Genomic DNA, 21,100 nt, shown 5'->3' on the forward strand with positions numbered 1-21,100 from the left:
AACCTCTATCGGTTTCCATTAAAAAGAATCACCATTCTCAATCATAGAACACCTTCTGATAGAATTGTATGATTTTAGTACCGATATAGCTGGAACGATCCGGGTACTCCTCCCTGTAATAAGCATTCCAATAGCTGATCACTCGGCTCTCGATAAGCTGATGGAAGACAGGGTTATCCAAAAGGAACCTGTTTAATTCCTCTGTATCGAGCCTCCGCCTGTTGTCATATATGACATGGAGGATTTCCTTCACATACTCCCCGGACAGACGAATTACATATGGCAGTACCCAAGGATACACGTTTTTAAAGCTCAGGATTTTCTCCAGCTGATTCTGTCTTACAAACCCATCATGATGCCTTGAAAAAAGGCAGGCCGCAATCATCTGCTGCTGATCCGTCATTTTATTAACCAGCCGAGAGGAGATTGGCTTATCGTACATTCGTTCAGGGATCACGAGTTCTGTTTCATGAAACCGTACACAAAAGGTTCCGGAAACATGGAACGGTTTTTTTTCTCCATAAAGATAGAACTACCCGTACATCTTCTGCTAAACACAGTGGGAAGGCTTTTTCCAAGCAGCTTATACTGCGCTCCCTATTCAATTAAAAACCTGGTAGATGATATACCCGATGATCAGCAGCACGAGAAGCAGCGCCGTCCACTTTGACCCGAGTGCTCCGACCAAATCCGGCAGTGCCCCGCCTCCGGATGCACTCGATGAGTTACGCTTGATGTCCATCGCACGCAAACGTTCTCTTCTTTCTTCCGGTGTTTCCTTTGCTTCACTCATCCCCACTCCTCCTTTTTACAATTATTTCAAACGAATCTTTTTATCACAAGAAAAAAGATCACCACCACAGCGGAAACCGGTGTGACAGTGACCTTTTGTTCTAAAAGAAACCTACCGACGATTCGTGAGTTGGCGGCTCTACAAAAACAATTCCTAATTCAAAGTGTTCCCCTTCATACATAGCACGCTGTACGTAGCGGTTTTCCCCCTCCGCGTCACGGACCTCCAGCTTCGTAAAAGCTCCGGTATTCTGCAGGGCTTCATAGAACTGATTCTCTGTACGGACAGGGATACTGTTCACACGCTCAATCACTTCACCGGGAACAAGCCCCATCTGACTGGCCGGGCTTCCAGGAAGAATACCCAGAATCCGAACGCCCTTTGGATTGGAGGAGAAGAAAGCCGGTCTGTCTTCCCTCACGCGGTGCAGGATATGAATCATTTCCCGCCCTAAAAGACTTACTATTACTGCCGCAAGGGAGAGGGCGTGGATGTAGAAGCTGGCACCCGCCAGGCAAAGGACCAGAAACGCAAGAAGGAACGTATGTCTTCCTAATGCCTTTGCTGCCACTTCCGGCGCCTGTCCCCGTGCCGTCCATTCCGATCCCATGACGAACGGAATAAGAATGAGGCCAAAGCCGTCCTGTCCAATCGGAAACAGCGGCCACCAGGAGGCGAGCGATTCGATACTTCCCGAAGGTAGAAGGGCAAAGAAAGGCACAACAGCGATATTCCGCGAACGGTGCTGTCCGATCCACATGCCTCGGCTTCCCATCACCCGCTCCGGATAAGTGTGAGAAGGTGTTGTCTTCAAAAAAAGAAACGCTTCGACAAACAATAACACCGCCAACACAAGGACTACCCCTGTCAGCGGAGTTTGTTCCAGAGATTCCACCCAGCCATTGGAACGATATCTTTCCGGCAGGAGCGGAAGGAACAAAAGCAGCAAATAACTGATTCCAAGCGTATAAGCCGGCGAGTACCAATTTGATTTTCCCGTCAAACTAACCAGAAGAAGAACGACCGATACAAGCAGAAGAAAAGAAAAGCTGATAACTATTCCTCCTCCGACAGCAAGAATGGATAACAGCAGCCCTGCAGCGATCGATAGTACGACCGTCCCGCGCCAATCGGAATATCGATCAAAAATACGAATGCCGAAGGTGGCACGCTCCTTCTTTATACGCTTCACAGCAAACCAAGCCATTCCAAAAAATGCTATGTACAAAAAGGGCTGGGCGAATGCTCGCCCGATCCCCCGCAAAAGCTCCCAAATCCAAACGTCCAACGTGATTCTCCTTTCTGAATCTTCTTGATGTCTTATGTACGAAAAAATCCGCAGTCATCGACTACGGATATAGTTCGGCAAACTTCAACAGAATCCTCCTTATTGGAACAAGACGTCCAAGGCTTTCTGCATCTGTTTATCATTGTCCTCGTTACGTACTTCCTCAATAATTGCCTCTTCCAGTTTTCCACCGGTCTCTTCGTCGACTTCACCGGTTACGGAAAGGTCCGCTTCCTTCTGAAAATCTTTGACAGCGGCTTCCGTTCCTTTACTGAAATAGCCGTCCGTACGGCCGGGATCGTGACCGAGCCCCTTCAGCATCTTCTGGATGTTTCCTACTTTCTCATCCGTGTCATTGTATTTCAACGGTTCTTTGATTTCCACCGGATTGGTATAAAAATAGGCCGGCTGTTTTACTTCCACCGTCGGTTTGATCCCTTTTTCGTGGATCCAGTTACCGTCCGGTGTCAACCATTTGAAGAGGGTAAGTTTGATGGTGCTTCCATCCCCCATCGGAATCGCCTGCTGAACCGTACCTTTACCGAAACTCTTCGTTCCAACAAGGTCATAGCCTCCTGCTTCCTGCATCGATGCCGCTAATATCTCAGAGGCGGAAGCACTGCCTTCATCCATCAATACCGTAATCGGATAGTCCTTCTTCTTACTCTTACTGGAATATTCCTTCGAAATTTCTCCATTCCGATCTTCCACCTGTACGATCGGTTTATCATCCGTGAGGAATTCTTTCAGAATATCTTTGACATCCGTGAACAATCCCCCTGGATTTCCACGGACATCGATCACAAGACCTTCCATTCCATTCCCCTCCAGCTTCTGCAGGGCTTCATGAAATTCATCAGACGTCTGTTCCGAGAAGGAAGTAATCTCAATCACTCCGGCCTTTTTACCATCGACCGTCTTCATATCGCTGTAGACGGTCTCCAACGGAATATCGTCACGTACCAGCTTAATACTGAGCGGGTCCGTCACCCCGGGGCGGTCGATCTCGAGCGTTACCTCTGTTCCTTTTTCCCCACGGATCTTAAGAACCGCATCATACAAATCAAGGCCTTCGACACTTTTACCGTCCACCTTCAGAATCTGATCGTTCGGCTTCAGACCCGCTTCTTCCGCGGGGGAACCTTTAATTGGAGCAACAATGGTCACTTTATCATTGACCATGCTGACTTCTGCGCCGATTCCTTCAAAAGAAGACTCGATCGTCTCATTGAACTGCTCCATCGTTTCCTGATCCATGTAAACACTGTATGGATCTTCGAGCGTATCAAGCATACCCTGAACGGCGCCTTCAACGAGCTTCTTATCGTCTACCTCTTCTACGTAATTCTTCTTGATGACACCCATTGCCTGCTCAATTTTCTTCAAATCCTCCGAGCCAGCCATGTCCTTCAAGAATTCTTTCTGTTCATCTGCAGATAAGCTGCCAAAGTTCTCCGCGCCTTTATCTGCGACTTGTGCGGACTGCGATTGTTGTTCCCCACTGCCGAAGTACTCTATCCCTATGTAAGAGCCTGCTGCTCCCACGAGGACCGCAAGCGCCATCAACAGCGCGATGTAACGCGGTTTCCAATTCATCGCATTCACCCTTCTATAATGGATTTCCCTATGCTGATCGTGCTACCGATGAGCTCGGTGATCATAGACCAATGCCTCTATGTGCTACTACTATATGCATCTTTCCATAAGAGCATGTCCTCTCCATTATAAGTCATCCTCCGCCATCTATCTACCGGTATTTGGATGATATAGCAGGCCTAAAAAAAGAAAAACCACCTCTTTCAGTAAGAGGCAGCCTTCATCTGTCAGTATTGATATCCGTATTCTCCACGGCTTTCATCACGCACGATCATGCCGTCTTCAATCGCTATGACCCGCTTACGAATCGTATTCACGATTTCCTGGCTGTGTGTCGCCATTAACACAGTCGTTCCACCGGCATTAATCTCCTCCAGAATGTGCATGATCTCCCAAGACGTTTCCGGATCGAGATTTCCTGTCGGCTCATCTGCGATGACGACCTTCGGATGATTGACGATTGCACGGGCAATGGATACCCGCTGCTGTTCCCCGCCGGACAATTCATCCGGAAGAAAACGTGCCTTGTTTTTCAGGCGTACTTGATCAAGTACATCCATGACACGGCGGCGGATATTGGCCGGGTTCTCTTCTATTACTTCCAGAGCGAAAGCAACATTCTCATAGACGCTCAGCGTCGGCAGCAGTCTGAAGTCCTGGTAGACAACACCAATCTGCCTGCGCAGTTGAGGAATCTTGCGCTGCTTCATTGTGGATGTATCCATATTGTTTATCGTCACTTTGCCTGTTGTCGGCTTTTCTTCTCTGTAAATTAATTTCGTAAACGTAGACTTACCTGCTCCACTCGGACCGACGATATAGACGAATTCACCTTGATCAATCTTGACATCGACACCGTTCAGCGCTGTCACACCGTTGGTATAGGTTTTATATACCCCTTGCATTTCTATCATATAAGAATCACCTGTATTTCTATATTTGTTAATCCAGTTATCATTGACAAACAAGTCCATTATAACATTAATATTCGATGAATTTAGACATGAAATTATTACAATTGTTTTTCAATGTCGAAAAAAAAGAGCCCGGTACAGCCCGGACTCCTTCGTTCTATTCTTCCATTGTAGACAACCAGTTGGCCACCAGGTCTGCATCTTCTTCTGATACATCCTGCTGCGGCATGCTGCCACGCCCATTTAAAATAATTTCCTTTATTTCGTCTGCAGAATACTTGGAACCGATCGTTGTCAACGAAGGCCCGAAGCCGCCTTCAAGATTCCCACCGTGACAGTTTGTACAATTAGCTTGATAAACGGCTTCCGCTGCTGAAGCGTCACCATTACTATCTGAACCCGCATCTTCTTCTGTCTGCTCATCTGATCCGGTATCATCCTGTGTTCCGTCTTCCTGTCCACCGCCACAGGCAGCAAGGACAAGTACAAGCCCTAAACATAATACCAACCACCACTTCTCCATCCAAAAAGTCCCCCTTCATGAAACGTACATTCTACTAACCTGTATTATAACCGAGTCACGTCGTTTTGAAACCCTCACCGAGAACTTCGGTCGCATTCATGGCGACAACGAATGCCCGCGGGTCCACCGTTTTAACCGTTTGTGTCAATTTAATGAATTCATTCTGCTGAACGACGCACATAACGACCTGTCTCTCTTTATCCGTATATCCGCCCGATCCGCTTAAAACCGTTACCCCGCGGTCGATCCGCTTAAATATGGCTGCCCTTACTCCATCCACTTCATCCGTTATAATGAGAACATTTTTTGATGTGTTTAATCCAACCTGAACGAAATCAATCGTACGGCTTGTTACAAACAATCCAATCAAGGCGTAAAGACCGGATTCAAGCGAAAAGACGAAAGCCGAAGTGATCACAATCGTTCCGTCCAGCATTGCAACGCAAATTCCGAGAGGGAGGTGTGTATACTTATGTACGACTTGAGCTGCCAGGTCAATCCCGCCTGTAGAAGCTCTGCCGCGAAATACGATGCCGAGACCCAGTCCTACTCCCATACCTCCGAAAATTGCCCCAAGAAGAGGATTGGGAGTCGCAGGGGCAAGTTCACTTGTCAGAAGCACGAATAGCGGGAGTGTAACCGTGCCGACAAACGATTTGATGCCGAAATTTTTGCCGAGAATCAGCAGTCCCATTATAAATAATGGGATATTCAGCGCCCATTGAACAATACCGGGTTCCCATCCGAAGACGTACTTCGTAATGGTACTAATTCCAGCAACACCACCGGAAGCGATATTATTTGGCAATAAGAATAAATTAAATGCCAGCGCAACGAAGAATGCGCCTACTATAACCAACACATAATCGAACCCATGCCGGAGAAGCGGCGGCATCGGTTCTCTACGGTATTTTTTTGCCATCATCATGTTGTCCAACTCTCCCTGAACATTTGTCCCGTTTATTTAACCGATTGGAGTATAACACTAGGCACCCACCGTGTAAATGAATGCCGGATAACGTGTTACCAGAGTAAAGCGTCTATGTATAGTCTCATTCATTCCACCGTTTCTATCCATGAAAAAAGCAGGGCACCCCCTGCTTTTTTCACCGTTGGATTGACTCCTGTTCTTCCAACACCTCATGAAGAAGTTTCAGGACATCATCTCTCATATGTTCCCTCTCCATAGCAATAGAAAGAGTTGTTTTAATAAAGCCAAGTTGATCACCAACGTCATATCGGTCGCCAGTGAATCGATACCCATACACCGGCTGCTCTGCATTCAAACGTTCAATGGCATCGGTCAATTGAATCTCACCGCCGGCGCCTGATTCCTGCGTGGACAACAAATCCATGATCTCGGGTGTGAATATGTAGCGGCCGATGATGGCAAGATTGGATGGGGCATCTTCCACATTCGGTTTTTCAACGAAGCGCTTCACCCCGTAACGACGATCCTGCTGCTCCTCAGGGTCGATAATACCGTACCGGAAGGTCTCTTCTCTCGGCACTTCTTTAACACCAATCACAGAAGCCCCTGTTTCTTCATACTGTTCCATCAACTGCTTTAAACATGGCTTATCGGCACGCACAATATCATCACCAAGCAGAACCGCAAAAGGCTCATTACCTATAAATTTACGCGCGCACCAGACAGCATGACCGAGCCCCTTCGGCTCTTTCTGGCGAATATAGTGGATATCAACCTTCGCGGATTGCTTCACTTCCTGAAGCAGGTCAATCTTCCCTTTTTTGAAAAGGTTCTCCTCCAGCTCAAACGCGTGATCGAAATGATCTTCAATCGCACGTTTTCCTTTCCCTGTTACGATAATGATATCTTCTATCCCGGACTCAATGGCTTCTTCTACAATGTACTGTATAGTCGGCTTATCAACGATTGGCAGCATTTCTTTCGGCATCGCTTTCGTCGCCGGAAGAAACCTTGTCCCGAGCCCGGCAGCCGGTATAATTGCTTTTTTCACCTTCATCCTTCCTAACGCCTCCTCCGTATGTATCTGCTTTCATAGTAGCAGAATTTCGTTCTTCAGGAAAATTATCTATAATGACAAACAAAAAAAGCTTCCCGCCTTTTGGGCGGAAAGCTTTTATATCATTTATCCATTTGAGAACGAAGGTACGCATTGATGAACTTATCAAGGTCTCCATCCATGACAGCTTGTGTATTTCCATTTTCAATATTCGTCCGGTGATCTTTCACCATTGAATACGGGTGGAAGACGTAAGAACGGATCTGACTTCCCCAGCCGATTTCTTTCTGTTCTCCACGAATATCGTCTAGCTCCTGCTGCTGACGCTCAATCTCAAGTTGATAGAGCTTTGCCTTCAACATCTTCATCGCCTGCTCACGGTTTTTGATCTGAGAACGCTCAGACTGACAGGTTACAACTGTATTCGTTGGCAGGTGGGTAATCCGGACAGCGGAATCTGTTGTGTTAACGTGCTGCCCGCCGGCACCACTGGAACGATACGTATCGATCTTAAGATCTTCTGTTTTCACATCGATTTCCACTTCGTCATTAAATTCCGGCATTACTTCGCACGATACGAAAGATGTGTGACGACGGCCCGAGGAATCGAACGGAGATATCCGTACAAGGCGATGAACGCCTTTTTCCGCTTTCAAGTAGCCGTACGCATTATGACCTTTAATAAGAAGCGTGACACTCTTGACACCAGCTTCTTCTCCCGGAAGGTAATCCATCGTACTGACGGAAAAACCTTTCTTCTCTGCCCACCTGGTGTACATACGCAGCAGAAGGCTCGCCCAGTCTTGTGACTCTGTTCCACCTGCACCGGGATGAAGTTCGAGAATCGCATTATTTTTGTCGTAAGGCTCGCTGAGCAAAATGTTAAGCTCATACTCGTTCAAATCCTTAGAGAGCTGCTGGACTTCTTGTATAAGATCTTCCAGCAGTTCCTCATCCGCTTCCTCTTTTACAAGCTCATAGGAAACTTCAAGGTTTTCGTGGGATTCCTCGTGTGCTTCCAGTGTGTGGACTAAACCTTTCAGCCCGTTCACCTCGTCAATGACTTTTTGAGCCGTGTTTTGGTCGTCCCAAAAACCAGGCTCTGTCATTTGTTCCTCTAATTCTGCAATGCGGGTCTTCTTATGATCGACGTCAAAGAGACCCCCTGAAGTCCGCTAATCTCTTAGCTGTATTATCTAACTCGTGGCGAATTTCTGCCATATCCATAAATGATCACTCCTCTTAATATCTAACACACAAGGGAAGACACCCTCTTATATAAAGAGAGTGTCTTCAACCTTATTGACCGTGGCAATTCTTGTATTTCTTACCGCTTCCGCAAGGACAAGGGTCATTTCGACCGACTGTATCTTTCTTCACGAAAGGGGTCTTCTTCTTCGCTTCCTTGCTTTCCCCGCCGCCGGAGACGGCTTTCGCCCCCTGCGCAACTTCCTGTCGTTGAAGGTTGTTGCGAATCTGCGCTTTCATAATATAACGGGCCGCTTCTTCATCAATGTTTGCAATCATCTGTTCAAACATACGGAAGCCTTCAAAGTTATATTCACGAAGTGGGTCGTTCTGCCCATAAGCACGCAGATGAATTCCTTGACGAAGCTGGTCCATCTGATCAATGTGATCCATCCACTTCTGGTCGACGGAACGAAGCAGGATAACTTTCTCAAATTCCCGCATTTGTTCGGATGAAAGCTCTTCTTCCTTCTCGTCATAGCGCAGCTTGACTTTATCGAGGATCAGTTCCTTCATTTCTTCCGGATCTTTACCTTTCAGGTCATCAGCAGTAACGTCCCCTTCCTGAAGAAGGTTAGCTCTCAAATACTCTGCAACTGCTTCCAGGTTCCAGTTTTCGTCCTCGTCATCTGCCGTATGAACATCGACTGTTTGAGACACGACACGTTCTATCATCTGTTCTATGATTTCACGCAGGTTCTCAGAAGTCAGCACTTCATATCGTTGTTTATAGATAACTTCACGCTGCTGGCGAAGCACATCATCATAGGAAAGAACGGTTTTACGAGCATCAAAGTTGTTTCCTTCCACCCGTTTCTGGGCAGATTCAACAGCGCGGGAGATCATTTTACTTTCGATCGGTTGAGAATCATCCATACCGAGACGATCCATCATACTGCGAATATTGTCTGAGGCGAAGCGCCGCATCAATTCGTCATCCGTCGCCAGATAGAACTGGGACATACCAGGGTCCCCTTGACGACCGGAACGACCACGGAGCTGGTTATCGATCCGACGTGATTCATGACGCTCTGTACCGATGACAGCCAGTCCGCCAAGCTCTCTGACGCCTTCGCCTAACTTGATGTCCGTTCCACGACCGGCCATGTTAGTTGCGATTGTCACCGCACCTTTTTGACCTGCATTCTCAATGATTTCCGCTTCTCTGAAGTGGTTCTTCGCATTGAGGACGTTGTGCGGAACGCCGGCTTTATTCAAGTAACGGGAGATAATTTCAGACGTCTCGACAGCAACGGTACCGACAAGGACAGGCTGCCCAAGATCATAACGCTGTTTGATATCTTCCACTACCGCTTTGAATTTTCCATCCATCGTTTTATAAACGAGGTCCGGCTTATCATCACGCGCAATGTCGCGGTTCGTCGGAATTACAATAACACGCATATTATAAATGTTCAGAAATTCCTCTTCTTCTGTTTTTGCTGTACCGGTCATCCCGGAAAGCTTCTCGTACATACGGAAAAGGTTCTGGAATGTGATGGAGGCAAGCGTCTGGCTTTCATTTTGAATTTCCAAGCCTTCTTTTGCTTCGATAGCCTGGTGAAGACCATCACTGTACCGGCGTCCCTTCATCAGACGGCCTGTGAACTGGTCCACAATGACTACTTCTCCGTCTTCAATGACATAGTCCGTATCACGGTGCATAGAAGAATGGGCCTTCAGCGCCTGATTGATATGATGAATCAAAGAGACGTTGGACAAATCGAACAAGTTCTCAATTTTAAAGAACCGTTCTGCTTTATTAATACCTTCTTCTGTAAGCTGGGCATTTTTCGTTTTCTCATCATACGTAAAGTCCTCTTCTTTCTCAAGAAGACGGACGAACGAGTTTGCAGACTGATACAAGTCTGCAGACTTTGAAGCGGAGCCGGAAATGATCAACGGCGTACGTGCTTCGTCAATTAGAATAGAGTCGACCTCGTCAATAATGGCATAGTGTAACGGACGTTGGACCATCTGTTCCTTATAAAGCACCATATTGTCACGCAGGTAATCAAACCCGAATTCGTTATTCGTTCCGTACGTGATATCAGCCAGATAAGCATCACGTTTCTCTTCCTTGGACATCCCGTTCAGGTTAAGACCGACAGTCAATCCGAGGAATTGGAACAGCTCACCCATTTCCTTCGCGTCACGGCTGGCCAAGTAATCGTTGACCGTGATGATGTGTACACCTTTTCCTGTAATTGCGTTCAAGTAGGCAGGCATTGTGGAAGCAAGAGTTTTACCTTCCCCTGTCTTCATCTCTGCAATGTTACCCTCATGCAGAGCGAGCGCGCCTAAAAGCTGGACTTTGAAGGGACGCATCTCAAGAACACGCTTAGAAGCTTCCCGGACGACCGAGAATGCCTCGACAAGCATATCATCCAGCTTCTCGCCTTTCTCATAACGCTCTTTAAATTCAGCTGTCTTATTTGTCAGTTCTTCATCGGATAATTTCTCTATTTGTGATTCCATTGCCTCAATATCGTCGGCAACCTTTTCTAACTTTTTGAGTTGGCGGTTATTTCCATCGCCAAATATTTTTTTTAACGTTCCAAGCATTGAAACCGCTCCTCTATTGATTTCCTATCTTCATTAAATAGTGTAATCCATGTCCTATCATAACACTAAGAGAAGCAGACTGACAATAAAGGAGACAAATGAGGAATTTGTGTGGAAATATTATATTGGGGAGGGGGTTACTTCCTCTTTTAGTGGCTCGTGGAGAAACTGATCCATATCGGAGACACGGCGGTTAGTGGCGGCAATAATCGTAACCAGTTGGGCAATCGTATCTTCCTGTCTTTTCAAACGTTCCTTAACATCCCTGCATTCGTTGCACATCATTCCATCCTCTCCTCATCTAATTAATCATCTACACTGTTTATACTACATAAATAAGACTGGAGCGAGGAGCCAAATATCAATTCTTCACCGGTTTTCATGTCGGAAATTCCCTTTTCAGCGTATAAAAAAGGAAGAATTGCTACATCAAACTCTACAAACATTAAAAAATCCTCCTGCCGGAGCAGGAGGAGCATCTTTTCTTATATTAAGTTTCGATCAAGCCATAACGGCCATCCCGACGTTTGTAGACAATATTTGTTTCGTCGGTGCTTGCATTTGTGAAGACAAAGAAGTTATGACCCAGCATATCCATTTGAAGAGCCGCTTCTTCGCTGTCCATCGGTTTCAAGTCAAAACGTTTCGTTTTTACGATTTGTACATCGAGTTCATTCTCATCTTGGATCTGGCCCTGCTGAGACTCGCGTTCAAGTTCAGCAAAGACGTATTTCGGAGCACCCTCTTGGCGGAAACGGCGATTCACTTTCGTTTTATGCTTTCGAATCTGTCGTTCCAATTTATCTACCACAAGGTCGATGGCAGCATATAGATCTGTGTTATGTTCCTCGGCACGAAGAAGTAAATTCTTCATCGGGATCGTTACCTCGATTGTCTGCTCATCATTATAGACACTTAAGTTTACGTGTACCTCGGAAGTCGGGGGAGTGTCAAAGTAGCGTTCAAGCTTGCCCACCTTTTTCTCCACATAATCCTTGATAGAATCCGTCACTTCCAAGTTTTCACCACGAATGTTGTATTGTAGCATCAGAAGTGTCCTCCTTTCATCCTTATGTGATATATATTCTACCATACCCACGGCCTTTCCTGCATAAACTTTCTAAATATTTTGTCATATTTGTGTCGGTAATTGCTGGAAGGTGTCAATCGGAGGGAAAAACGTTGATTTTCGACGGTCGCATTAAGTAGAAAAATATAAACATCGGGTGGAAGAGGGTGTTTCTTCTATCAAAGGAGAACTTAAAAAAGCCCCCTTACTAAGAAGAGGACGGACTTGTTTCTCTCTATTAATGGCAGACATATGGATACAGATACCGCTGAACGTCCAGTTTCCAAGCTTCATAACTTGGAATGATCCGGGTACGAAGGAGAAGTATTTTCCCTTCTTCTGTATCTTCATCAAACCATGCCTGTAAATGAATGATCATCCGACTGAATTCTTCTAAAAGCAGGTGCATCCCCTCTTCGTTGAAGATGTCTGCTATCTGCTCATGGGTGTGGTTCATCTGGATGAAGGCATCCAGGATATCCTGGAAAACCACTGGTGTCCTGAATGAACCTCCATCACAGATTTGTTTTTCCACATATTCCAACCCTTCACTGACTGTATGTATTAGGTTGTCATATTGGATAAGCAAGTAGTGCTGAGCTTCTGCCAAAGCTTTCAAATAATCACCTATTCTACTTCTTATGGTCCAGATACATCCCGTCATAACCAGAAATGCTTTGATACGGATTTGTATAGCTTTGTTTTGATTTTTTCTGCTTCTTCATGTTCCGCATATCCCTTTTTAACCCTTCAAAAAGAAACTCCATCTTTTGATTAATCACAAGATCATGGTTACCGACAGCTCTAACCAGTTCTTGCTCTGATCGAGAAGGCTGAGGAAGATGGGGAAGCAAATCATCTCTTTTCGCTAAAAGTTTCTGAATATCTGCAATGATTCCCGCTCTATTCTGGTCCGTTACGGGCTGTTCTACAGTGTGTTTCAGTTCTTTCGTTACTGTTAGAAACTGCTCCCACACACACATCAAGCATTCCCGCCGGAACCATGCTGAAGTTTCCTGTCAGCAAGCAGCACCTGCTTCCAAGTATCACGAAACTCCTCCACCATTCCTTGAACTTCATCAAGAACGCCGGTATCATTTTTCGTATTCGCTTCGATCAAGCGACGGTTCATATAATCATAGAGTGGAAGAATCTGTTTCGATACCTCATACTGATCGTCGATGGTGACCATCAGCTCCTGGATAATCTTCTGGGCTTTTTGAATGTTTGTATTTTTTGCTTCGATCTCGTTGCTTTCCATCGCTTTTTTCCCGGCTTTAATAAACTTAATACAGCCATTATAAAGCATGAGCGTCAGTTCCCCGGGAGAAGCTGTGGAAACAGAGTTGTTTTGATACGCTTGAATAGACATCTATCAAACACTTCCTTTAATTAAAAAAGTTCTGCATAATATATGCGGATTGGGAATTCATCTTCTGAATGGCACTCTCCATTGCGCCGAATTGCCTCCAGTACCTATCCTCTATGGATGTCAGACGGTCCTCGAAATCTGTCATTTCCTCATTGATATCCTTGATCTGTCTCCCCAGCAGGAAATTATTGTCCAGGCTCGTCGGTTTTCCGGCTTTGCTCTCAATCGACTTGACCGCTTCCGTCATCGTCGCCTCCAACCTGCGCGCAATACCAGGCTTCTCTTCCGTTCCTGCAAAGAGCTGGCGAACGGAGGATGGATCCTCCTGGAGTGCTTTACGAAGGTCCGCCTCGGTAATTTCCAGTTTCCCACGATCCAGATAGTTGGAGGAGGTCTTAATGCCGATGTCGGCCAGCTGGGTAAACGCACCACCTGTCTCCACGGGAGTGTACCAATTCTGGCGCATTTTACTCAGAGCACTACTGATGACGGAATCGCCTCTAAGCATCCCGCTCTTCGATTTCTCTTCCCATAATTCAATTTCGTTCTCTTCCATTGCTTTTTTTTGTTCTGCTGTTAACGGTTGAAAGTCGCGGTAACGCTTCTCCTGAAGCTTTCCATTCAAGTCTTCGATGATGGAATTATATTTATCAACAAACTCTTTCACTTTATCAAAGGAGTCATCGACGTTATTGGAAACACTGATCGTAGACGTCCCGACTTCGTGGAAGGTGAAATTCATGCCGTTTAAACTATAATCGTTTGTGTGTGACGTCATTTCAAAGGAATTATTGTATTTGAAACGGGCATCTGTCCCGCCTTTCTCATTTAAAACCCATCCAGTCCCATCATTTGACCCGTTCTTAATATTTAGTGTATCGGCTAGAAAAGGAGCCGTACTTCCATTAAAGCCGATTTCCGCACCAAGAAAATTGTTTTCGTCTTTATTAAAGTTTCCTGTTACGGTACGCTCCATCATTACCTTGTCTGCACCTTTATCATAAAAAGCCCGGACACCAAGATCCGAATCACTGATTTCCTTTAACAAGTCATTCAACGACTTATCCCCGGATACATCGAAGGACACTGTCGTTTCTTCTCCCTCCGCATTGTAGGTCGTAATCGAGAAGGCTTCATCCAGTGTCAGTCCGTTTATAAAATTGTCTTTTTGATTTTGAAGTGCATCATCAGGATCGAAGCTTCCATTAGTTATGCGGCTCTCGCTGTAGTTGTAAGCCCGTTCAGCAAGTGCCAGCACTTCTACTTTATAACTGCCATTATCTGCCGTCGCGGTCCCTGTTGCAGACACAGCATCGCTCGATGAGCTTGTCGTTTTTTGGGAATAGGTGCGTTCCAACCGCATATCGAACGCCATTTCATCCAATTCCGAAAGCAGCTTGTTCACATCACGATAGGAGTCTCTCTGGTAAGTGAGCCACTCCCGTTTCTGCTCCATTTTGTCTAGCGGCATACGTTCCGCTTTCATCAAGTCTTTTATAATCTGATCTGTATCCATTCCGGATGCAAGACCGCCAATTCGCATATCACTCATATGATCACCTGCTTATATTTTATGATCGACAAGGAACCCCAGCTTCTCTGCAATCGCCGCGTACATATCAAGAAGCTTCTTCGGAGGCACTTCCTTAACGACCTCTCTCGTTTCATTATCAACGACGGTTACATAGTACTCGCCAAGCTTGTCATGAAATTGGAACTGAAGCGAAGTTCTTACCGGTTTCAGAAACTCATTTACACTTTCCACCATTTGTTTCACTTTCTCTTTCTCATTCCGATCGGAAAAGTAGACCGCTTTTTGTAAACCTTCCTGCGCGACTGAACCTTGCTTCTGAGCGGTTGTTGTAGGACTAAGGGGCATACTGCTCTGCAGAAGTGATTGATGCTTAGTTATATCCACACCGAACAACTCCTTAAATCTCATTCGCTTTATAATAATATCGGAATAAGAGAAATTAGTTTAATAGAACGGGGAAGAAAAGAATTGCTTACCTATATACAATCTGAACCAAGACACCGACTATACCCTTTTACCTCCAATACCTCCAGCGATGAATTAATCCGTATGGAAGCTTTTTAACAAATCGAGCATATGATCGGGAGCAGAGGCTGCTGCCTTGTTTTCATCCTTAATAGAGATATAAATTTCTTCGCGGTGGATGGCGATATCTTTCGGGGCTTCGATACCAAGTTTCACCTGACCACCTTCGACGGCTGTAATCGTGACAATAATATCGTCGCCAATTCGAAGCGACTCCCCTTCCTTCCTGTTAAGAACGAGCATGATTGCCACCACCTTTTATTTCCTGAAGAAGTTCATGTTTCGTCCGGTAGACGGAATCATTCAAAATGATTTGTTTTCCCTCTTTTGTCCTGACATTGATAACGATCGGTGCCTGAAGGTTTAACGTAGATTTCTCAAACGGATCTTCTAACGTGACGACACTGTACACCGCTACTTCTTCCAGTCCTTTAATCCCCATAGATTTCTCATCAAAATCGAAAGAATAATTTTTATAGAAAAGGTACGGATTCGTTACGATCAAAGCTACATCCGCTTCTTCGACGGACTGTAATACGAAGTAGGTTCCAGTGTCATCGATTGGAAGTAAAACAAATTGATGATAGTCTTCAAACCCGGGCAAACCATGGGCGAATACTAAAAGATCGCTGTCCGTTACTTCCAACTCAGAAAAATATTTTGTCTGTATATACATGCTTACACCTTCCAATCAATCTTCAATTCTGGATAGTGGGCCATCTCCACTTGGACAGCCCCCTTTCTATAGATGTGTTCTGGTTTATGGGGCACGGTTTCAATTATTGGTTTCCTTGGTGTCACGGAAATTTCCGCTTTCCCAGGCTCATAAGAAAGAGCAACGAGTTCGTAGACAGGACGGCCGCCAGGGGTGAAAGTGAAGTCATAGCCGCTGTTACTCTGAGCTTGATCGGCAATTGGACTGCCGCCGTTTTCAATCCTCATCAGCTCGTCTCCTTCGCCGGCCACCCTTGCGATCCCTGACAGCAGGTCTTCCCTTGCCATCCCTGCGAGCTCTCTTGTACGTACAGGGGAACTTTTTAAATCGATGTTATGCCATGCATTCGTTTGGTCAATCGTAAGCTTCCCTTTTTTCTGGCGTATGGTTACATCAGCTTTAGGTTGTTCTATCGACTGCTCGGCCCTTGGTTGACGGATTGTTTGTTCCGGTCTCTTTGTCGAAAGGCTGATCTTCCCCGGAGAGGTCTGTAATTGGATTTGCGGGACGCCCATGTTTCTCTTCCCTTTCGTAAAAAGAAGCTTCCTCTATACCAGAGAAAGCTTCCTATTTTAGTGATATTCGTCAGCGCAGGAAGTCCATCAGTGTTGGCTGGATGATCCTCGCACCGACGCCCATTGCAGCCCGGTGGATGCTCTCCTGTGTCTTTAAATTCGTAATTACTTTCTCTATATCGGCATCTTCGTTATCGGACATCATTTTCGTCGCACTGATTTTCTGCGTCTCCAGACGGTCTTCAATCAGCTCAACACGGTTCATCCGAGCTCCAAGGTCTGCGCGTTCGTTTACGATATTGTTGATATGTCCGTCAAAGGTATCAAGAAAGCTGCCAAGCTCCTCTTCGGTACCGTTTCCTTCAAGGACTGATGCAAAGTTCTCCAAGTCCTGAAACAAATCCTGATTGAAGACATTTCCTCCTGTGACGTTCGTTTGGATTTTTACTCCAGCAGATACTTCGATGAGGACCGGATCTGAACTCGGCGGACCGGAATTTTCCAAATCACTGATATCAAAAGGCGCTTCCAGCGTATTTGCCCCGTTGAAAATATATTTGTCGTTCACCTTCGTATTAGCTATCGTACCGAGGTGTTCTTTCAACTGACGTATTTCTTTAGCGACAGCGGTGCGTTGTCCTTCTTCATATGTATCGTTACTCGCCTGTACCGTCAGCTCTCGTATTCTCTGCATTGCCTGCGTCGCCTTATCAAGAGAGGAGTCCGTATTGTCCATCCAGTTGTGCACCTCGCCGATATTCCGTTGGAACTGCTCTACTTCCTCTACTTGAGAGCGGTAATTCATTCCTTTCATTGCAACAACAGGATCCTGAGACGGCCTGCTTATTTTCTTCCCAGTTGCAAGCTGATCCTGGTATATTCCCATATTGCGGTAGCTGTCGCTCAAGTTGCGCATCATATTGTTCGACAGCATGGATTGCGTAACACGCATTTAGGTTCACCTTCCTTTCTACACACCCATCCGGTTGATGATTGTATCGAGCATCTCATCTATGACAGTGATATTTCTGGCTGCTGCGTTATAGGCATGCTGAAATTTAATCATGTTAGACATCTCTTCATCGAGAGAAACCGAGCTGACTGACTGCCGCTGCTCATCCACGGCTGATTTCAACGTGCCGGCATTTCTGGACATGCGTGATGCTTCCTGTGCTTCTACGCCCATCGTTCCTATCATCGATTGGTAGAAGCTGTTTAATGACGTCTCTTCTCCAAAAAGGGCATTAGCTTCGTTCTGCACTTCAGAGAGTCTCAGAGCATTTTCTCCGTTCCCTGTCTGCAAGGCTCCTGCTGCTGCGATATGATCCGGATCTGTCTGGATCTCATCCGTGAGAGACAGCCTGCCCGCAATTCCTTCTACTACACCATCTTCATTTACTTCGGTCATATCAATAGCGAAGAAATCAGGAACAGCATCCCCGTTTTTTATACTGTTCAGAGACTGTCCTTCTTTATGAATCGTATTGAAAGCGTCAGCAAAACCAGTCGCCATCCGATCAAGCTTGGAAAGCATCTCTGCATACGTTCCTTTCTGTTCTCCAGCCTCGATATACCCGCCTGATTCGATCAATGCTTTCAGTTTCCCCTGAGATCCAAAACTTTCAATGGAATACGTCTCTTCTCCTATTTGTATACCATTGGCTGCCGGTCCTCCGTTCTCGTAAGAAACTTGGACAGTATTCACTTCATTAACAGCTCCATCAACAAGTTTCGCTGCTGGAGTCAAATCCTGACCGTCCTTGTCAACTAACGAAATTGTTACATTCCCCATAGCCAGAGGACTTGCCGAATCCGCCGTGTTTTCGTAGCTTACCTGAACGTTCACATGTTTGGAAAGCTGATCAATGAGGCGATCCCGTTCGTCATATAAATCATTAGGAACAAGGCCGTGCGGCTCGACTTCTGAAATCTGCCGATTGATGTTGTTGATTTGATTGGCAATCGAATTGATCTCTGTCTCTGTCACACGTGTTTCCTGTTTGATATCCTTCTGAATCGTCTGAAGGGTGCCCGCGAGGTAATTAAACGTATCCGCTACTGCTTCGCCCCGTTGTTTTACGACGGACCTTGCTCCGGAATTCTCCGGATTCGTGGATAAATCCTGGAGAGATTTCCAAAAGCGGTCCATCGTTGCAGACAAGCCATCCTCAGAAGGTTCATTCATGACCGTCTCCAATCTGCCCAACGCTTCCGAGCGGGAGTCATAATAGCCGGATTTACTGTTTTCCCCACGAAATTGGTGATCGAGGAATCCCGTACGTACACGTTCGATGGAGCCTGCCTGCACTCCGCTTCCCACCTGACCGGGTATTTGCGGTCGGTTCCTTGAAGCAGGAGGAAAAGGACCAGTCTGCTCAAAATTTACGCGCTGCCTCGTATATCCTTCTGTATTCGCATTAGCAATGTTGTGGCTTGTCGTGTATAAAGCGGACTGCTGGGCGTAGAGTCCCCGCTTTGCCACTTCCAGTCCGTGGAAAGTTGATACCATATTCTTTTGCTCCTCTTCTGTTAAGCTTTGGAATCAAACAGCGAGCGCTTCGGCGCACCACTATCACCTGGGTTTTCGTTTTGAGCATAGTTCATCGACTGAATGGATGGCTGCAGAAGATCCAGGGATAGGGAAACGAACTGCAAGGACTGCTTTGTAAGTTCCGCATTCAACTCTTCCTGACTCTTCAAGTCTGCAAGAACATGAAGAAGCGACTCATATGCTCCTTCCAGCATCTGCTTATCCTGCCCTTCAAGACATTCACAAATGGCGGAAACCGTAGGGTTATCCATATTCATTCCTGTTTTGTGAAGCCAGCTGTCGACGGCTGTCCTGCGTTCTTTCTCTATTTTCTCTATCGCCTGAATGTGTTTACGCTCTTTAGTCAACAGCTGCTGAATTGCCTTTGTATCATTAGATTTTAAAGCACTTGTCTTTTGCGTCGACAACGCGAGGAGACTCTCATGCAGCTGTTGCAGGCGTCCCATTTCTTCAACGATCGCATTTACTGTCATATCCGTTCTCCTTTATTCTTTGGTTGACCAGAAATCGAGCATTTTCTTAGCAACCGCATTCGTATCTACCTTGTATTGATCAGAATCAATATCTGCTTTGATCTTCTCGATGAGATTCATGCGGGCTTGATCCGGCTTGTCCGCCTCCTGCATCATCTTCGCTTCCTTGGAAATGTGCAGCTGATCATTCTTCTGCTGCATACGGACGTCCTGTTGTTTCTGGATTTGTTTCTGATAGGGATTAAAATTAGTGGAATTCGGCCCGTTGATTTTCATCGTGTTCACCTCGTTTCCAGTCCGGTTGTATTTACCTCTTTTATCGGTATCGTTCTTTTGTAGTTTAATATGCCTTATTAATCATTTTCTACTGAATAATAAGTCCTGCTCACACGCTCTTTCTCAGCTGCACGCTTTCGATCCTCAAGTGCTTTATTTCTTTCATCGACAGCAACACCACGCGTGATATCTTCCCGGCATCCTTTACAGATTCTACCTTCAGATATCGACGTCCCGCATTTCTCACAAGGGTAATCTAAATTCGGAAATTGGGAGGGATGCAGGCGCTTTTGTTTTACAAACTGCCTGATTCTCTCCTCCGAAACGCCAGTCTTAGCAACAATTTCTGCCACCACAGCCGTCCGGTTCTGTTTTTTACGCATAAAAGTGTACACGGCTTGAAAATCGCTCTCTTCCTTCTGCTTACAGTTCGGACAAACTACCGAAGAACCTTTTATGAAAATGCCGTTACATCTAGGACAATTCGCCACTTCTCCCATCATTCCGCCTCCCAAATCTCTCTTTTATATTATATCGTCAGAAAAAAGAGATTCCAAAGTCCGGAGAGTATATTCATCGAAAAAGCGTAAAAGAATAGACCGCCGGGCAACCCGATTGTTTCAGAAGGGCTGCCATATGGCGGATGGTCCTTCCTGTCGTGTAGATATCATCGACGATCACGCAGGGACCATCAACTTCTGTCACCAGCGAAAAAGGATTGATGCCGCGAAGTCGTCCTTGGCGGCCCTTCTTCGCCTGTTTCCCTGAATGAACACGCTTGAATGCATGGATTGGCTTAAGACCAAGATGATGAATGATTGCTTCTGACTGATTGAACCCACGCTCTTTCTCTCTTTCTATACTTAAAGGAACGGCAAGAAATGAGACTTCGCCAAGTTGCTCACGCTTAAAAATCCGCTGAACTTCTGGTATTAATGCCTCCAAAAGAGCATAATCCCCCCGATACTTCCACCGCGCCACGAAATCTCTTGCAGCCTCTTCATAGCTGAAAACAGACCGGTTCCATTCGAGTAAGCCGGGATTCGTAACCTGCCACTGCCGGCAGTCCGGACAGATGCCGTCTCCATCCGGACGCCCGCACTTCAAACAACCGGGATTCTCAATTATCCTAAAAGCATGGGAGCAGGATCGACA

The 21,100-nt window shown here is 45.9% G+C and carries 27 protein-coding genes; all 27 read right to left on the reverse strand.

Translation table 11 applies throughout. From position 1 onward, the window contains the following. Nucleotides 1–37: 37 nt before the first annotated feature. The 27 genes from QRD89_RS14395 to QRD89_RS14525 all read right to left on the reverse strand — a co-directional run bounded on the left by QRD89_RS14395 (nucleotide 38) and on the right by QRD89_RS14525 (nucleotide 21,052). Nucleotides 38–403: a hypothetical protein gene (locus tag QRD89_RS14395; protein WP_286095545.1), complete on the reverse strand. Its 366-nt coding sequence runs from the start codon at nucleotides 401–403 to the stop codon at nucleotides 38–40. Between the two features lie 198 nt (nucleotides 404–601). After that, nucleotides 602–793, reverse strand: coding sequence for a DUF6366 family protein (locus tag QRD89_RS14400; protein ID WP_286095546.1), 192 nt, complete (start codon nucleotides 791–793; stop codon nucleotides 602–604). A 100-nt stretch (nucleotides 794–893) separates the two neighbouring features. Continuing rightward, a complete protein-coding gene (locus QRD89_RS14405) occupies nucleotides 894–2,081 on the reverse strand; it encodes a PDZ domain-containing protein (protein ID WP_008635594.1) in 1,188 nt (395 codons plus the stop codon). Between the two features lie 99 nt (nucleotides 2,082–2,180). Next, nucleotides 2,181–3,677 carry a S41 family peptidase gene (locus QRD89_RS14410; protein ID WP_286095547.1) on the reverse strand — a complete coding sequence of 499 codons (1,497 nt, stop codon included), beginning with the start codon at nucleotides 3,675–3,677 and terminating at the stop codon, nucleotides 2,181–2,183. Between the two features lie 227 nt (nucleotides 3,678–3,904). Further along, complete coding sequence (gene ftsE / locus QRD89_RS14415) at nucleotides 3,905–4,591, reverse strand: cell division ATP-binding protein FtsE (RefSeq protein ID WP_008635590.1); 687 nt, start codon at nucleotides 4,589–4,591, stop codon at nucleotides 3,905–3,907. Nucleotides 4,592–4,748: 157 nt separating this feature from the next. After that, a complete protein-coding gene (gene cccB / locus QRD89_RS14420) occupies nucleotides 4,749–5,114 on the reverse strand; it encodes a cytochrome c551 (RefSeq protein ID WP_286095548.1) in 366 nt (121 codons plus the stop codon). A 55-nt stretch (nucleotides 5,115–5,169) separates the two neighbouring features. Beyond that, on the reverse strand, nucleotides 5,170–6,009 hold the full coding sequence (locus QRD89_RS14425; protein ID WP_008635586.1) for a YitT family protein: 840 nt from the start codon (nucleotides 6,007–6,009) through the stop codon (nucleotides 5,170–5,172). A 211-nt stretch (nucleotides 6,010–6,220) separates the two neighbouring features. Continuing rightward, nucleotides 6,221–7,102, reverse strand: coding sequence for a UTP--glucose-1-phosphate uridylyltransferase GalU (gene galU / locus QRD89_RS14430; RefSeq protein WP_026578206.1), 882 nt, complete (start codon nucleotides 7,100–7,102; stop codon nucleotides 6,221–6,223). A 122-nt stretch (nucleotides 7,103–7,224) separates the two neighbouring features. Next, a protein-coding gene (prfB, locus tag QRD89_RS14435; RefSeq protein WP_152413350.1) for a peptide chain release factor 2 occupies nucleotides 7,225–8,329 on the reverse strand; the annotation gives its coding sequence in 2 pieces (ribosomal slippage) (nucleotides 7,225–8,256 and nucleotides 8,258–8,329; 1,104 coding nt in all). Nucleotides 8,330–8,401: 72 nt separating this feature from the next. Continuing rightward, nucleotides 8,402–10,915, reverse strand: coding sequence for a preprotein translocase subunit SecA (secA, locus tag QRD89_RS14440; protein ID WP_008635580.1), 2,514 nt, complete (start codon nucleotides 10,913–10,915; stop codon nucleotides 8,402–8,404). Between the two features lie 120 nt (nucleotides 10,916–11,035). Then, on the reverse strand, nucleotides 11,036–11,200 hold the full coding sequence (locus QRD89_RS14445) for a hypothetical protein (RefSeq protein WP_161484909.1): 165 nt from the start codon (nucleotides 11,198–11,200) through the stop codon (nucleotides 11,036–11,038). 20 nt (nucleotides 11,201–11,220) lie between these two features. Next, nucleotides 11,221–11,361 (reverse strand): hypothetical protein, encoded by a 141-nt coding sequence (locus QRD89_RS14450; RefSeq protein ID WP_286095549.1) that lies wholly within the window; start codon nucleotides 11,359–11,361, stop codon nucleotides 11,221–11,223. A gap of 44 nt (nucleotides 11,362–11,405) precedes the next feature. Then, complete coding sequence (gene hpf, locus QRD89_RS14455; RefSeq protein WP_008635578.1) at nucleotides 11,406–11,963, reverse strand: ribosome hibernation-promoting factor, HPF/YfiA family; 558 nt, start codon at nucleotides 11,961–11,963, stop codon at nucleotides 11,406–11,408. Between the two features lie 259 nt (nucleotides 11,964–12,222). Next, nucleotides 12,223–12,603, reverse strand: coding sequence for a DUF8042 domain-containing protein (locus tag QRD89_RS14460; protein WP_286095550.1), 381 nt, complete (start codon nucleotides 12,601–12,603; stop codon nucleotides 12,223–12,225). Nucleotides 12,604–12,616: 13 nt separating this feature from the next. Beyond that, nucleotides 12,617–12,967, reverse strand: a complete 351-nt coding sequence (gene fliT, locus QRD89_RS14465) for a flagellar protein FliT (RefSeq protein WP_008635569.1) — start codon at nucleotides 12,965–12,967, stop codon at nucleotides 12,617–12,619. Further along, a complete protein-coding gene (gene fliS, locus QRD89_RS14470) occupies nucleotides 12,967–13,356 on the reverse strand; it encodes a flagellar export chaperone FliS (protein ID WP_008635562.1) in 390 nt (129 codons plus the stop codon). Before fliS ends, fliT begins: the two co-directional genes overlap by 1 nt. Nucleotides 13,357–13,372: 16 nt before the next feature. Further along, the gene (locus QRD89_RS14475) at nucleotides 13,373–14,908 is read right to left on the reverse strand and encodes a flagellar hook-associated protein 2 (RefSeq protein ID WP_286095551.1); all 1,536 of its coding nucleotides are present in this window, start codon (nucleotides 14,906–14,908) and stop codon (nucleotides 13,373–13,375) included. Between the two features lie 12 nt (nucleotides 14,909–14,920). Continuing rightward, nucleotides 14,921–15,274, reverse strand: a complete 354-nt coding sequence (gene flaG / locus QRD89_RS14480) for a flagellar protein FlaG (RefSeq protein ID WP_026578203.1) — start codon at nucleotides 15,272–15,274, stop codon at nucleotides 14,921–14,923. Nucleotides 15,275–15,430: 156 nt separating this feature from the next. Then, the gene (gene csrA, locus QRD89_RS14485) at nucleotides 15,431–15,658 is read right to left on the reverse strand and encodes a carbon storage regulator CsrA (RefSeq protein WP_008635559.1); all 228 of its coding nucleotides are present in this window, start codon (nucleotides 15,656–15,658) and stop codon (nucleotides 15,431–15,433) included. Next, nucleotides 15,645–16,091, reverse strand: coding sequence for a flagellar assembly protein FliW (gene fliW, locus QRD89_RS14490; protein WP_008635557.1), 447 nt, complete (start codon nucleotides 16,089–16,091; stop codon nucleotides 15,645–15,647). Before fliW ends, csrA begins: the two co-directional genes overlap by 14 nt. A 2-nt stretch (nucleotides 16,092–16,093) precedes the next feature. Further along, nucleotides 16,094–16,645 carry a DUF6470 family protein gene (locus QRD89_RS14495; protein WP_286095552.1) on the reverse strand — a complete coding sequence of 184 codons (552 nt, stop codon included), beginning with the start codon at nucleotides 16,643–16,645 and terminating at the stop codon, nucleotides 16,094–16,096. A 70-nt stretch (nucleotides 16,646–16,715) separates the two neighbouring features. Continuing rightward, the gene (gene flgL / locus QRD89_RS14500) at nucleotides 16,716–17,597 is read right to left on the reverse strand and encodes a flagellar hook-associated protein FlgL (RefSeq protein WP_286095553.1); all 882 of its coding nucleotides are present in this window, start codon (nucleotides 17,595–17,597) and stop codon (nucleotides 16,716–16,718) included. Nucleotides 17,598–17,615: 18 nt separating this feature from the next. Then, complete coding sequence (gene flgK, locus QRD89_RS14505) at nucleotides 17,616–19,154, reverse strand: flagellar hook-associated protein FlgK (protein ID WP_286095554.1); 1,539 nt, start codon at nucleotides 19,152–19,154, stop codon at nucleotides 17,616–17,618. A gap of 20 nt (nucleotides 19,155–19,174) precedes the next feature. Further along, nucleotides 19,175–19,669 carry a flagellar protein FlgN gene (locus QRD89_RS14510; protein WP_008635553.1) on the reverse strand — a complete coding sequence of 165 codons (495 nt, stop codon included), beginning with the start codon at nucleotides 19,667–19,669 and terminating at the stop codon, nucleotides 19,175–19,177. Nucleotides 19,670–19,681: 12 nt separating this feature from the next. Continuing rightward, complete coding sequence (gene flgM, locus QRD89_RS14515; RefSeq protein WP_008635552.1) at nucleotides 19,682–19,945, reverse strand: flagellar biosynthesis anti-sigma factor FlgM; 264 nt, start codon at nucleotides 19,943–19,945, stop codon at nucleotides 19,682–19,684. A 77-nt stretch (nucleotides 19,946–20,022) separates the two neighbouring features. Further along, nucleotides 20,023–20,448, reverse strand: a complete 426-nt coding sequence (locus tag QRD89_RS14520) for a TIGR03826 family flagellar region protein (RefSeq protein ID WP_286095555.1) — start codon at nucleotides 20,446–20,448, stop codon at nucleotides 20,023–20,025. Between the two features lie 70 nt (nucleotides 20,449–20,518). Next, the gene (locus QRD89_RS14525) at nucleotides 20,519–21,052 is read right to left on the reverse strand and encodes a ComF family protein (RefSeq protein WP_286095556.1); all 534 of its coding nucleotides are present in this window, start codon (nucleotides 21,050–21,052) and stop codon (nucleotides 20,519–20,521) included. Between the last annotated feature and the right edge of the window lie 48 nt (nucleotides 21,053–21,100).

This window comes from Halobacillus sp. ACCC02827 (assembly GCF_030291935.1).
Classification (GTDB): Bacteria; Bacillota; Bacilli; order Bacillales; family Halobacillaceae; genus Halobacillus.